The organism is Desulfovibrio desulfuricans (assembly GCF_024460775.1).
Lineage (GTDB): Bacteria > Desulfobacterota > Desulfovibrionia > Desulfovibrionales > Desulfovibrionaceae > Desulfovibrio > Desulfovibrio desulfuricans_E.
Window position 1 is genome coordinate 301,239 of sequence record NZ_JANFYZ010000004.1, and the last position, 13,243, is coordinate 314,481.

Sequence of the window (13,243 nt, forward strand, 5' to 3'; positions counted from 1 at the left end):
CTTCCAATATGGTTGCGCGCGGGTTGGAGGTCCATACGCGATCAGCTTGTGAAAAGCCCGCAGACCCTGCCGTAGCGCGGCCTGACCTGCGGGCGGAGAAACCTAGTCTTCGTCTTCTGCCTGGAGATAGTATTCGGCCATGATGGGGCCGAAGAAGTCCGCATCATCGTCCAGCTCTTCTTCAATGCGCAGCAACTGGTTGTACTTGGCCATGCGTTCGGAGCGGCAAAGTGAACCGGTCTTGATCTGCCCGGCGTTGACGCCCACGGCGAGGTCGGCAATGAAGCTGTCCTCGGTTTCGCCGGAGCGGTGCGAAACAACGGTGCTGTACGAAGCTTCCTTGGCCATTTCGATGGTGTCCAGGGTTTCCGTAACCGTGCCGATCTGGTTGAGCTTGATAAGGATGGAGTTACCCACGCCCTGATCAATGCCCTCGGCCAGAATGCCGGGGTTGGTCACGAACACGTCGTCGCCCACCAGCTGGATGTGGTCGCCCAGAGAGGCGGTCAGCATGCCCCAGCCGTCCCAATCGCTTTCGGCCATGCCGTCTTCGATGGAGATGAGGGGGTACTTCTGGGTGAATTCGGCCAGCCAGTCGCTCATTTCGGCATTGTTGAAGGTTTTGCCTTCGCCGCCAAGCACGTACTTGCCGTCCTTATAAAATTCGCTGGCCGCCGCGTCGATGGCCAGAGCCACTTCGGAACCGGGGTTGTAACCCGCTTCTTCAATGGCCTTGATGATGTAGGTAAAGGCTTCATCATGGTTCTTCAGGTTGGGGGCAAAGCCGCCTTCGTCGCCCACGCTGGTCACGTGGCCGTCCTTCTTGAGGATTGCCTGAAGGGTGTGGAAAATCTCCGCGCCAATACGCAGGGAATCACGGAAGGTCATGGCCCCCACGGGCATGATCATGAATTCCTGAATATCCAGATTGTTGGGAGCATGCGCGCCGCCGTTGATGATGTTCATCATGGGCACGGGCAGCACCTTGGCGTTGATGCCGCCAAGATACTTGTAGAGCGGCAGGCCAAGAAATTCGGAAGCCACGCGCGCGCAGGCCATGGATACGCCCAGCATGGCGTTGGCGCCAAGACGGGATTTGTTGTCAGTGCCATCAAGATCGATAAGGGTGTTGTCGATCTGCACCTGACGCAGCACGTCCATGCCGACAATGGCTTCGGCGATTTCGCCGTTGACGTTGTCAACGGCCTTGGTCACGCCCTTGCCGCCAAAACGGCTCTTGTCGCCATCACGCATTTCCAGGGCTTCGCGGCTGCCCGTGGAGGCCCCGGAGGGCACCGCTGCGCGGGCACTGTGACCGGATTCCAGCGTCACTTCCACTTCAACAGTGGGGTTGCCGCGCGAATCGAGAATCTCACGGCCATAAACAGAAGCAATGCTGCTCATTGTCTACTCCTTTTGCCCTGGCGGGCTTGTTTACGAAAATGCTTGCCACGGGCAAAGGCCGGTGGTCTGCGGATCATATCGATCAGAAAATTTGTCAGTGAGCCGCCTGACAGGCGGGCTGGATTCATGGCGCTATTCGTCAGTGCCGGGTTCTTCGTAGTGCAGCCTGCGCAGGCCCTCGAGCAGGAGCATGGGCAGCACCTGATCAAACACGTTGCTGACTCGGGCGATGGAAGAGGCAAAGCCCCCTGTGCCAAGCACCTTGACCGGGCCGGACATCTGCCTCTTGAGGCGCTGTGTGAGGCCCTCGACCATACAGGCAAAACCAAAAACAAGACCGTGCTGGATGCTGGTGGTGGTATTGCGGCCCGGCGTAGGCTCGTTGGCGCGCACGTCAAGGTTGACCCTCGGCAGCTTGGCGGCCTCGCGCGAAAGCGCGGTCAGGGCCGTGCGCGGGCCGGGGAATATCAGGCCGCCCATGTAGGCATCGCCGCTCACGCAGTCGATGGTCACTGCCGTGCCAAAATCGACAATAAGCAGAGAAGGTGTTTCCGGATACATACGGCGTGCAGCGTAGGCCCCCACCAGCCTGTCCGCGCCCACTTCCGCGGGGCGTTCATAGCGGTTTTCAAGCGGAACGGGCAGTTCCTTGCCCACTCGCTGCAAGGGGCAGCCCACATAGCGGGCCACAGCCTCACGCAGCAGTGGGTCAAAACCGGGCGCCACAGAAGACGCAACGCAGGCCTTGAGTTGCGCTGGCGCAACGCCCGCATGCTGCAAAAGAGTGAGAAGGGTAAGACCAAAATTGTCCGCCGACTGGGCGGTATCGGTGCGCAGGGTGTACGAGGTCAGCACATGACGCTCGTTGCCCAGCCCAATCTTGATGGATGTATTGCCTATGTCGAAAAGCAGAATCTCGGGCTGCATGTGCGCCTCCGCAAAGGCCTGAAAGGTTACAGAGCCGGATTATGCCCAATTTGCCCGCACTAGGCAAGCCGCACAGAATCAGGGCATTAGGCGGCAATTGCCTGCCGGATATGACTGAATCGAATATCAGACACCGGACAGGCCGGACAACAGATGCACCACAGCAAGCCCCGCGCCTGCCGGCGGATATATTTGCACGACAGGCGCGGGGCAACTGTTTTTCCGGCGACGCAGTTCCCGCCGGGGGCTGATATGTCTATTCCACCGTTACGCTCTTGGCCAGGTTGCGGGGTTGGTCCACATCCTTGCCGAGGTAGTCGGCGGTTTCATAGCTGAAAAGCTGGAGCGCAGGCAGGGCCATAAAGCCCGCCAGAGGAGCGGGCAGGGAGGGGATAACCCAGGTATCTTCCGCGCCAAGGTCAAAACCTTCGTTGGTCAGGGCGATAACCTTGCCCTGCCGGGCCTGCACCTCGACCATATTGGACTTCACCTTGGGCAACAGGACATCATCCAGCGCCAGGGCAAAAGTGGGGAACGAGGGGTCGATCAGGGCAATGGGGCCGTGCTTCATTTCGCCAGCCGCGTAGCCTTCCGCATGGATGTACGAAAGTTCCTTGAGCTTCAGCGCGCCTTCCAGAGCCAGGGAGTAGCAATGACCGCGCCCAAGATAGAAGAAGTTGCGGGCCTGGGCGTACTTGCGCGAAAGCTCGCGCGCCTTTTCGTGCATGGCGGGCAGCGAGGCGTCCAGCAGCGCGGGCAGGTTTTCCAGCATGTGGATTATCTTACGCCTTTCGTCCGCAGACATGGTGCCGTTGCGCTTGCTCCAGTACAGGGCCATGAGGGCCAGCATGAGCATCTGGCTGCACATGGCCTTGGTGGAGGCCACGCTGATTTCAGGCCCGGCCTGGGTGTAGAGCACGGCGGAGGCATCACGTGCAATGGACGAGCCCACCACGTTGCACAGGCCAAGCACGGTCACGCCTTTTTCCTTGGCAATGCGCAGGGCTGCCAGGGTATCGGCGGTTTCGCCGCTCTGGCTGATGACGAGCACCATGTCGTCCTTATCCAGCAGCAGGGTGTCCCGGTAGCGGAACTCGGAGGCGATTTCCACCTGCACGGGCACATGCGCCCAATGCTCCAGCAGATGCCGCCCCCACAGGCCGGAATGGTAAGACGTGCCGCAGGCCACGATGTGCAGGCGGCGCGGCACAGGCAGGCTGTCCAGCTCCGCAAGGCGCACATCGCTGTGGTCGCCTTCAATGCGGCCAGTGAGGCCATCGGTGATAACGCGGGGCTGCTCAAAAATTTCCTTGAGCATAAAGTGACGGTAGCCGCCCTTTTGCGCGGCCTGCATGTCCCACTGGATGGTCTGCGGCTCGGGCTGCACCGGGCTCAGATCCTTAAGGCGCATGATGGCGTAGTCAGAAGCAGTGGCGCGCACCAGCTCGCCGTCTTCGAGAAACACCACCTGACGCGTGTAGGGCAGAAAGGCCGGGATGTCGGACGCCACAAAGTTTTCGCCTGTGCCCTGACCAAAGATAAGCGGAGCAGACATGCGCGCGGCGTAGATGACGCCGGGCTCGTTTTTGTCCATAAGGCAGACCGCATATGCGCCGTGCGCTTCGCGCAGGGCGGCGGCAAAAGCGTGCAACAGGTCAGGCTCGGTCTTGCGGCGTTCGGCTATGAGGTTCACCAGCACTTCGGTGTCTGTCTCTGAGCTGAACGTATACCCCTTGGCCGTCAGGTCAGCCTTGATTTCCTGATAATTTTCAATGATGCCGTTGTGCACAATGGCGAGTGTGCCATCGTTGGAACGGTGGGGGTGGGCGTTGCGCTCGGCGGGCACGCCGTGGGTGGCCCAACGGGTGTGGCCCATGGCGCTCGTGGGGGTGGTCACGCCTTCTTCGTGGGCGAGCTTTTCTTCCAGCGCGGCCAGCTTGCCGGTGGCGCGCACCACATGCAGATCGCCCTGACGGGCAAAAGCCACGCCCGCAGAATCGTACCCACGGTATTCCAGACGGCGCAAGCCCTCAACTACAACGGGTACCGCAGGCCTGTGACCCGCATAACCGATAATGCCGCACATAGAGTGCCTCCTTTTATCGCCGGGCAAGGCCCGTTCACAGACCACTCGGTCGACCTGTGAGAAATAGGTAGGTATGTCGTTTTGTAAATATCCCTGCCGCCAGAACGGAGAGGGTTGGGGGGAAATATGCAAGGCCGGAACCGCAATACGCGGTTCCGGTCGAGAGTTCAATGTGTCTGTCGCCTGCGCGCCGGGGGGCGCTGGGCCATCGGCAGGGCAGAACTACATGTTCTTTCTGTCCACAATATCCATGTTGTGCACTTCAACCTTGGCGGTCGAAAGCAGACGCTGCATGAAAGTTTCATACATGCCCTGAAGGCGCTCGCGCTCCACGGCGTTGACCATGATGTCCTTGATCATGTCCCACTCTGCGGGATCGGGAGGCTGCACAGCGCCAACATGCACGAGCACGGCGCCCTGACCGTCCTTGGGGCTGTTGACAGCAAAGGCCGCAGGCAGCCACTGGCCCACCTTGGCATGGAACAGGGCCGCGGCAAGCTCAGGGTCAGCCCCAAAATCTGCCAGGCTTCCGCTGCGATCCATGGGGTTGGCGGTCTTGATGCCCATGCCCGTCTTAACTGTGGGGTTGATGGGGCCGTCCGCGAGGTTCTTGCGGCGCTCCGCCGCTGTGCGCATGGCTTCGGCAAGGGCCTTTTCGCCCTGCAAACGGGCAAAAATTTTATCTTTCACAGCTTCAAGCGGCGCGGTGGATGCGGGTTCCGCCTTGAGCACACGGGCCACCACATAGGCATCACCAGCTTCAAGCGCCCTGTCCACCGGCGAATTGGCCGGGGTCTTTTCAAGACTCGCGGCGGCTTCGGCGTTGATGCCTATCTTTTGCTGCAGCTCCTGCGCAGAGGCCATGCCCGTTTGCTGGGCTTCCAGCCCCAGGGCTTGCGCGCTTTTTTCAAGCGGCTTGCCGAGGATGTTGTCTTCAATGAGGTTATCAAGGACATCGCGCAGTTTGTCCGCACCCTGTTCTTTGGCAATGGCCTTGCGCACATCGGCGGCAACGCTGGCAAAGGGCTGCGTGTCTCCGCCCTTCTTTTCCTCCACCTTGATGATGTGCAGACCAAACTGGCTGCGCACAGGCGCGGAAACCTTGCCGGGTTCAAGGGCAAAGGCCGTGTCTTCAAAAGGCTTGACCGTGGTGCCGCGCTTGATCCAGCCAAGCTCGCCGCCGGGGCCGGCAGCATTGGGGCCGTTGTGGGCATTGGCCACATCGGCAAAGCTTTTGCCGCTTTTGAGTTCTTTTTCAATGGCCGCAGCAGATTCCTGGGCCTTCTTTACATCCGCCTCGGCGGCGTCTTCGGCCAGCGGCACAAGAATGTGCGCGGCCTTGACCTCTTCCTGCTGGTTGAAGCGGGAGAGATTGGCATCGTACCACTTGCGGGCGTCAGCCTCGCTGATGGCTTCGGGCTTGACCAGATTTTCTGGCGAAATACGAATATATGCCACGTCCACCTTGGGAGGAATGGCAAATTCAGCCTTGTGGCTGTCGTAATAGGCGGCGACTTCCGCATCCGAAGGCTTGGCATTTGCCATGAAATCGGCAGCAGGAATAAAGATGTAGTCAGGCACCCGCTGTTCACGCAGGAAGTTGTAGCGGTTCTGGGCTTCGGCAGGGTCATGCCATGCTGCGGCAGTGACCAGGGCAAAGAGCTTCTGCCGCAGCAGGTCTTCGCTCATGTCATGCTCGTACTGCGCGGGCGAAATGCGCTGCATTTCCAAAACCCGCTTGTAGGCCTGAGGGTCAAACTGCCCTTTGGCGTTCTGGAAAGCCGGAATCTGCCCCACGGCAATGCGCAGCTCGAGCGGCGTCACGGTAATGCCCGCGCTGGCAGCTTCCTGACGCACGAGAGTCTGGCTGACCAGATCGCGCAGCACCTGACGGCCAAGCCCCTGACGAACCTGCTCGCGCGTTGCGCCGGGGTTGTTGCGCATCACGGATTCTTCCGCATTGCGATAGGCGAGTTCAAAATCACGCACAGTAATGGGCTCGCCGTTAACCATGGCGACCACATTGCCCGCGCCCCGGTCTTTCATACTGCCCACGCCCCAGAAAACAAAGACAAGGATAATGAGGCCAAAAGCCAGTTTGACGCCAAGAGACTGCGAATTGGAACGGATATACTCAAGCATGCTTACTCCGAGATGCGGTATTTCCCAAAAGATAGGGAGGCATCATAAGCGCAAACTGTGGGAAACTCAACAACAGGAACAGTACGAAAGAAAATAGCCACCTATCGACTTGCGGCACCGCGAGCGGGAGCAAAAAACGCTACCTGTCCATACCCAACTTGCGCATCCTGTGTTGCAGGGTAGAGCGCGGCACGCCCAGCAGCACCGCTGCTCCTCGCGGCCCCGAAATTCGCCCGCCGGACTGGCGCAACGCCCGTTCGATATGGGCACGCTCATTTTCTTCAAGTGTGGGGAGGCGCTCCGGGGCTGTCGCCTGCACGCTGCCTGGGCCGCCAGATACCGGGGCAGCAACGCTCCCAGAAATTCCGCCCGCCTCAGAAACGGCTGATTCGCAAGGCTGTTTCTCAGCAGATTCAGGTTCCCACTGGTGCAGGGCCTCCAAAACAAAATCCTCCGTGACCGCCGAATCCAGCGAATGAAGCAGCATACGGCTCACCACATTGCGCAGTTCACGGATATTGCCGGGCCATGAATGCCCGTGCAGGGCCTGCACCACGGAACGGCTCAGCCGGGGAGGGCGTATCTCGTATTCCTTGGAGAACTGATGAATAAAGTGGTCCACAAACAGGGGAATATCGCTTTTGCGCTCCCGCAGCGAAGGCATACGCACAACCACTGAACCGAGCCTGTAATACAGATCCCGCCGCAGTCGCCCCTCGGCCATGGCTGCTGCCAGATCAATATTGGTGGCTGAAATTACGCGGATGTCCACGCCCGTGGATTCAGCCTCGCCCACGCGCTCAAAGGAATTTTCTTCCATGACCAGCAGCAGTTTGCTCTGCATTTCCGGCGCAAGTTCGCCAATTTCATCCAGAAACAGGGTCCCGTGCTGGGCCAGTTCAATACGGCCAATACGCTTGGCTGTGGCCCCGGTAAAAGCACCCTTTGCATAGCCGAACATTTCGCTTTCAAAAAGCGTGGGGGCGATGGAAGGGCAGTTGACCTTTACGAAGTTTTCTTCCCTTCGCGGGCTGTGACGATGCAGCCAACGCGCCAGCATGCTTTTACCTGTACCGGTTTCCCCGGTGATAAGCACGGGAATGTTCAACTTTGCAACTTTGCGCACCACAGCCATTGTGCGCACCATGGGCGGCGTCTCGAGCAGCTTGCTTTCAAGCAGAATACTGCTTGAGTCATCCTGCATTCTGCCGGAATGCTCCGTCACTGGCCTGACCTTTGCCATGCGTTCCTCAGCCAGGACTGCGAACAGAAAAGCCGTGAGCACTGGCGTAAGCTCAATAAGAAAATTCAGAATTTCAACAATATTATCAGGCTGTTTTACAAAGGAGACGTGCAGCGTGCCAATGACCTCGCGGTTGATGATCAGGGGCAGGGCAATAGTTGCGTTAAGGCCCACTGACGAGAGCGGCATGGGGCCATCGCCCAGATTATGCACAGAAAGGTCATTAATAACCACAGGTTTGCGCGAGGATATGGCAAGCCCAGCAACCGTGTTGCGCGCTATGCGCGTATTTGAAAGCGATTCTACCACGGTTCCGTCCGCAGCGGTGAACAGGTTCAGAAATTCCCGTTCTGCGTCATAGAGATTAATACAAAATCTGTCATAATGAAAAAGTTCACGAAGTTGTTTGGATAAAATCTGAAAGAAAGCGTTCCTGTCGATTTTTCCGGCCACAATGCGCGCCAGATGGTGAACAACCTGTCCGACAGTGAGAGAGGGGCTGCTCAGCCCCTTAGGGGTAATTTTATATTTCATTCTGTCCGCCTGTATTTGGGTAATTTTATGCCCAAATATAATCATTTTTACCAATAAATCAATGTATTCACTGGTTATTCAATCAAGTTTGTGAAAATAAGTCCATCATTCTCATGAGATATCTGGCAGCATACTTTTTGGCACACCAATTGCTCTATATCTTGCAGCAAGGCTTAAAGGCAGAAAATATTATTGGTATTTATGTGTGGATATACAATACTCCACAGATGCAAACTAATAATTTTGCAAAATGTACTCTTGTTTTGCTCATACTGCCATTAAGTTTTTGCTTCAAAAAACTTTTTTATAGCAATGTTATTAAAGGAGAGCGGTATGGTAACCCATTTTGTGGTTCACGAACCCGGCGATAGCGTCGGCGTTATCGTTGTCGAAGGGGTGAAGAAAGGCGACAAGCTCAATGGCTGGGTCATGGACGGCAACCAGAGCATCGACTTTGAAACGCTGAACGACATTCCGATCGGCCACAAGATTGCCCTTAAGGATATGGCTGTGGGCGACACCGTCATCAAGTACGGCACTGACATTGGCAAGGTTGTGCAGCCCATCAAGCGTGGCGAGCACCTGCATGTCCACAACGTCAAAACCAAAAGGTGGTGATCTGATGCAACAGACATTTATGGCCTATCGCCGCGAAAATGGCCGCGTGGGCATCCGTAACCACGTTATCATTCTGCCCCTGGACGATCTTTCCAACGCCGCTTGCGAAGCGGTAGCCAACAACGTCAAGGGCACCCTGGCTCTTCCCCACGCTTATGGCCGCCTTCAGTTCGGCGAAGACCTTGACCTGCATTTCCGCACGCTGATCGGCGTGGGCTCCAACCCCAACGTTGCCGCCGTTATCGTTATCGGCATTGAGCCCCAGTGGACCAAGCGCGTGGTAGACGGTATCGCCAAGACCGGCAAGCCCGTTGAAGGATTTGCCATCGAACAGCACGGCGACCTTGAAACCATTTGCAGCGCCTCCCGCAAGGCCAAGGAATTCATGCACTTCGCCACCGAACTGCAACGCACCGAATGCAAGGTAAACGAGTTGTGGGTTTCCACCAAGTGCGGTGAATCCGACACCACCTCCGGTATTGCCGCCAACCCCACCGTTGGCAACGCTTTTGACAAACTGTGGGAAAAGGGCGCCACCACCCTCTTTGGTGAAACCACTGAGATCACCGGCGGCGAACATCTGGTTATGGAACGTTGCGCCAACGATGAGGTCCGGGCCAAGTTCAAGGGCTTTTTTGACCGCTACGCCAAGGTTGTGGACGACCACAAAACAGACGATCTCAGCGACTCCCAGCCCACCAAGGGCAACATTGAAGGCGGCCTGACCACCATTGAAGAAAAAGCCCTGGGCAATGTGCAGAAAATTGGCCGCAAAGCCCCTGTTATCGGCTGCCTCGACAAGGCTGAAATGCCCACCGGCCCCGGCTTGTGGTTCATGGATTCTTCTTCCGCCGCTGCTGAAATGGTTACGCTCTGCGCGGCCTCCGGTTTTGTGGTGCACTTTTTCCCCACGGGCCAGGGCAACATCATCGGCAATCCCATTCTGCCGGTGATTAAACTTTCGGCCAACCCCCGTACCGTGCGCACCATGAGCGAGCACATCGATGTTGACGTTTCCGGTATTCTGCGCCGCGAAATCAACCTTGATGCCGCTGGCGACAAGCTGCTTGAAATGATGTTCCGCACCTGCAATGGACGCAATACATCCGCTGAAGTTCTGGGACACAGAGAATTCATTATGACCCGTTTGTACGAAAGCGCCTAAGTTGCGTTATGTATCCTGGGAAAGTTGCTTTCCCAGGATACTTTCCTCCCCAAAAAAGGAATGATACTGCTTTCGAAAAGGAGGCCTAGATGAAGTTCAAAGCCATTTTACCTTGCCTTTTCCTCGCCCTCTCCCTCATTTCAATGGCTGCCCATCCGGTTGCCGCCGCGTACCCAGACAAACCCGTCAGCATGATCATTGCTTTTACCGCAGGTGGCTCCAGTGATGTTCAAGCACGCATCATGCAAAAGTACTGGGATAAATATGTCAAAGAACCCTGGGTGTTTGTGTATAAACCCGGCGCTGGCGGCATTATCGGCTTTACGGAAATAGCCAAGGCAAACCCTGATGGCTACACCATCGGCGGCCTTAACGTCCCGCATCTCGTACTTCAATCCCTTGCACAGCGCGCCTCTTTCAATGCAGACAGCTTTGAATACATTGCCCAGGTGGTCAACGACCCACAGTGCATCGCCGTGCTTAAGTCAAGTAAGTTCAAGTCGTTCAAGGATATTATTGATGCCGCAAAGGCTTCTCCCAATGCAGTCAGGGTTGGGCTTGTCGGCCCGCTGAGCGGCCATCATCTGATGTTTCTGGAGTTCAACAAACTCTTCCCTGATGTGAAGCTGAGCCGTGTTTTTTATAAAGGAGCCGCTGATCAGAACGCGGCCCTGCTTGGCGGCGAAGTTGATCTGATTTTTGGCAATATCAACGATGTCATGCGCTCCATTGACGAATTTAATGTGCTCAATGTTGCGGCAGAAAAGCGCAATGACTTTTTGCCCGATGTGCCGACCCTGCGTGAACAAAACGTGAATCTTGTTTCTGACATACGGCGCATTTTTGCTGCCCCCAAGGGCACCCCCGCGGACAAAATGGCGTTTTTGCGGGAAACTTTTAAGAAAATCTGCAACGATCCCGGATATCTGGCGGACATGAAAAAAGCCGGCCAACCTGCGGAGTACCTGGATGGAGCTGCCACAGCAGCCTACATCCGATCTGTCGAGGAAAAAGACAAAGCTCTGCTCTCAGAAGCCGGCCTACTCAAATAGATTTTTTGGACAGGATGGGCAGCAGACTGGCCATCCTGTCCCCAGGAGCCACATATGACCGAGTTTATCGTTCCATCGCTTCTGAACCTCATTGATCCCCTGAATATCTTCCTTATGGTTGTCGGCCTCACAGGCGGCATAGTCATTGGCGCCCTGCCGGGTCTTTCGGCTACCATGGGTGTTGCCCTGATGGTCCCCGCGACCTTTGCCATGAATCCTACCTCGGGTCTTGTCATGCTCGGCGCCATTTATGTAGGCGCCATTTACGGCGGTTCCAACTCGGCGGTGCTCATCTGCACACCAGGTACGCCTTCTTCTGTTGCCACAACTTTTGACGGCTGGCCGCTTACGCAACACGGCGAAGCGGACAAAGCCCTGTATACCTCGCTGCTTTCCTCTGCTTTTGGCGGCATTGTAGGTGTATTCTTCCTTTTGTTCCTTGCTGGCGCTCTGGCTCGATTTGCCCTGCAATTCGGCGGGCCGGAAAATTTCTGGCTGTGTCTTTTTGGTTTGAGCACCATTGCCGTTATGAGCCCCGGAAACATGGGCAAGGGTATTGTTTCTGGCGCGATAGGGCTGCTTATCTCCACCATTGGCATTGATCCCAATGCTGGCGTACCCAGGTTCACATTTGGTTCTTACGGCCTGGTTCAGGGTGTTTCCGTCATCCCGTGCATGATTGGCCTTTTTTCGTTCTCGCAAGTGCTTTATCTGATTGGTACTGATAAAACATTTGTGGCTGACTACAATCCCCGCAAGGGCACGTTTGGAAAAACAGCCTCATACCTCGCCCGCCGATGCAAAAAAATTCTGCTGCGCTCGTCGCTTATTGGCACATGGGTGGGAATGCTGCCCGGAGCAGGCGGAGAAATTGCCTCCATCATCGCATACAATGAGAGCAAACGATGGGCCAAAGATCCTTCCATTTACGGCAAGGGATGCATAGAGGGTGTTGCCGCGTCTGAAAGCGCCAACAATGCGGTCATCGGTGGTTCTCTTATCCCCATGCTGACCTTGGGGATTCCCGGCAGCGCCGTTGCAGCCGTGATTCTTGGGGCGCTTATGGCGCATGGCATCCAGCCTGGATTCAAGATTTTTTCTGCCACAGGCGATCTGGCCTACACATTCATATTTTCGCAGTTTGCCGTAAATCTGCTCATGATTCCCATTGGCTTTGTTCTGTGCCGCTGCATGGCAAAACTGCTGACGCTGAGGCTGACCTTTGTGGCCATTGGCATTGTGGTTCTGTCATATATTGGCGCTTATGCCATTTCCAACAGCATAATCGACATATGGGTTGTTATGGTGTTCGGTTTTGTGGGCTTTTTTGGCGGCAAGCTTGGCATGGACACCGGGGCAATGGCCCTGGGCGTTATTCTGGGGCCCATGATTGAAGAAAACCTTGGCAAGTGCCTTGATCTTGCCCACTCCGTGCCGGGCGGCCTCCCTGCCATCATGCTCAACAGCACCATCAGCAAGGTGCTTGTGCTTGCGTTGGCGCTTTCATTGGCCACCCCGTATCTGCTGCACCTGAAAAAACTGCGTATGCAGGAAAATGAAGCAAAATGTCGCTGTCAGGATGAACGCCCGGAGAATGCCAATGTGTAAAAGCAATCAAGATATCCTGTGCGGACTGTGTTTTCTGGCAATCAGCGCCGCTTTCGCCGTGCAGATGCAAGAGCTGGAAGACGTGACGCGCGTCTTTCCTGCGGCGCTTCTTACGGTGATCGCCCTTGGCGGGGTGTGGTTTGTCGGTAAGGGGATATACCTGAAACGGCGTGACAATACTTCTTGTGAAACCGAAGCCGTTGCCTGGAAAAAGGTAGCAATAATTGCCGCAATAGCATTGATTTACGCGGTGTTGTTATCAATCCTTGGCTTCTTTGTCAGCACGGCTGCCTTTATTTTTTGCACGTCCATGATTCTGGGCGACAAAAACAAAGGTATTGGGCATCTGGCCAAAGTCAGCATGCTGTATTCCCTGATATTTTGCCTCTTGATCTGGCTCAGCTTTGTGAAACTGCTCAATGTACCCACGCCCACAGGCATGTTTTTTTAGAAACATGCCTGAA

General features: G+C 56.2%; 10 protein-coding genes. 5 read left to right on the forward strand and 5 right to left on the reverse strand.

All coding sequences use genetic code 11. The features are described 5' to 3' along the window. Positions 1–102: 102 nt before the first annotated feature. From eno to NE637_RS07180, 5 genes are all read right to left on the reverse strand, one after another. Positions 103–1,404 carry a phosphopyruvate hydratase gene (gene eno / locus NE637_RS07160; protein ID WP_192113155.1) on the reverse strand — a complete coding sequence of 434 codons (1,302 nt, stop codon included), beginning with the start codon at positions 1,402–1,404 and terminating at the stop codon, positions 103–105. A gap of 132 nt (positions 1,405–1,536) precedes the next feature. After that, the gene (locus NE637_RS07165; protein WP_022659053.1) at positions 1,537–2,331 is read right to left on the reverse strand and encodes a type III pantothenate kinase; all 795 of its coding nucleotides are present in this window, start codon (positions 2,329–2,331) and stop codon (positions 1,537–1,539) included. A gap of 256 nt (positions 2,332–2,587) precedes the next feature. Further along, positions 2,588–4,417 carry a glutamine--fructose-6-phosphate transaminase (isomerizing) gene (glmS, locus tag NE637_RS07170; RefSeq protein WP_215647518.1) on the reverse strand — a complete coding sequence of 610 codons (1,830 nt, stop codon included), beginning with the start codon at positions 4,415–4,417 and terminating at the stop codon, positions 2,588–2,590. A 222-nt stretch (positions 4,418–4,639) separates the two neighbouring features. Next, positions 4,640–6,559 carry a SurA N-terminal domain-containing protein gene (locus NE637_RS07175; protein ID WP_227118178.1) on the reverse strand — a complete coding sequence of 640 codons (1,920 nt, stop codon included), beginning with the start codon at positions 6,557–6,559 and terminating at the stop codon, positions 4,640–4,642. Positions 6,560–6,698: 139 nt separating this feature from the next. Further along, positions 6,699–8,336: a sigma-54-dependent Fis family transcriptional regulator gene (locus NE637_RS07180; protein ID WP_192113151.1), complete on the reverse strand. Its 1,638-nt coding sequence runs from the start codon at positions 8,334–8,336 to the stop codon at positions 6,699–6,701. Positions 8,337–8,669: 333 nt separating this feature from the next. On the opposite strand from NE637_RS07180, the gene NE637_RS07185 reads away from it, so the two are divergent. The 5 genes from NE637_RS07185 (at position 8,670) to NE637_RS07205 (ending at position 13,230) form a co-directional block, all read left to right on the forward strand. Further along, positions 8,670–8,954, forward strand: a complete 285-nt coding sequence (locus tag NE637_RS07185; RefSeq protein WP_192113150.1) for a UxaA family hydrolase — start codon at positions 8,670–8,672, stop codon at positions 8,952–8,954. 4 nt (positions 8,955–8,958) lie between these two features. Then, positions 8,959–10,119 (forward strand): UxaA family hydrolase, encoded by a 1,161-nt coding sequence (locus NE637_RS07190; RefSeq protein ID WP_022659048.1) that lies wholly within the window; start codon positions 8,959–8,961, stop codon positions 10,117–10,119. Positions 10,120–10,208: 89 nt separating this feature from the next. Continuing rightward, the gene (locus tag NE637_RS07195; RefSeq protein WP_192113149.1) at positions 10,209–11,171 is read left to right on the forward strand and encodes a tripartite tricarboxylate transporter substrate binding protein; all 963 of its coding nucleotides are present in this window, start codon (positions 10,209–10,211) and stop codon (positions 11,169–11,171) included. Between the two features lie 54 nt (positions 11,172–11,225). Then, a complete protein-coding gene (locus NE637_RS07200) occupies positions 11,226–12,779 on the forward strand; it encodes a tripartite tricarboxylate transporter permease (protein ID WP_227118179.1) in 1,554 nt (517 codons plus the stop codon). Next, positions 12,727–13,230: a tripartite tricarboxylate transporter TctB family protein gene (locus tag NE637_RS07205; protein ID WP_227118180.1), complete on the forward strand. Its 504-nt coding sequence runs from the start codon at positions 12,727–12,729 to the stop codon at positions 13,228–13,230. The genes NE637_RS07200 and NE637_RS07205 overlap by 53 nt, the downstream gene beginning before the upstream one ends. The last annotated feature ends 13 nt before the right edge of the window (positions 13,231–13,243 follow it).

What these genes read in the sequence shown, in the direction of transcription:
- eno (WP_192113155.1), bottom strand. Translation starts at nt 1,404, where the DNA reads ATGAGCAGCATTGCTTCTGTTTATGGCCGTGAGATTCTCGATTCGCGC.
- NE637_RS07165 (WP_022659053.1), bottom strand. Translation starts at nt 2,331, where the DNA reads ATGCAGCCCGAGATTCTGCTTTTCGACATAGGCAATACATCCATCAAG.
- glmS (WP_215647518.1), bottom strand. Translation starts at nt 4,417, where the DNA reads ATGTGCGGCATTATCGGTTATGCGGGTCACAGGCCTGCGGTACCCGTT.
- NE637_RS07175 (WP_227118178.1), bottom strand. Translation starts at nt 6,559, where the DNA reads ATGCTTGAGTATATCCGTTCCAATTCGCAGTCTCTTGGCGTCAAACTG.
- NE637_RS07180 (WP_192113151.1), bottom strand. Translation starts at nt 8,336, where the DNA reads ATGAAATATAAAATTACCCCTAAGGGGCTGAGCAGCCCCTCTCTCACT.
- NE637_RS07185 (WP_192113150.1), top strand. Translation starts at nt 8,670, where the DNA reads ATGGTAACCCATTTTGTGGTTCACGAACCCGGCGATAGCGTCGGCGTT.
- NE637_RS07190 (WP_022659048.1), top strand. Translation starts at nt 8,959, where the DNA reads ATGCAACAGACATTTATGGCCTATCGCCGCGAAAATGGCCGCGTGGGC.
- NE637_RS07195 (WP_192113149.1), top strand. Translation starts at nt 10,209, where the DNA reads ATGAAGTTCAAAGCCATTTTACCTTGCCTTTTCCTCGCCCTCTCCCTC.
- NE637_RS07200 (WP_227118179.1), top strand. Translation starts at nt 11,226, where the DNA reads ATGACCGAGTTTATCGTTCCATCGCTTCTGAACCTCATTGATCCCCTG.
- NE637_RS07205 (WP_227118180.1), top strand. Translation starts at nt 12,727, where the DNA reads ATGAAGCAAAATGTCGCTGTCAGGATGAACGCCCGGAGAATGCCAATG.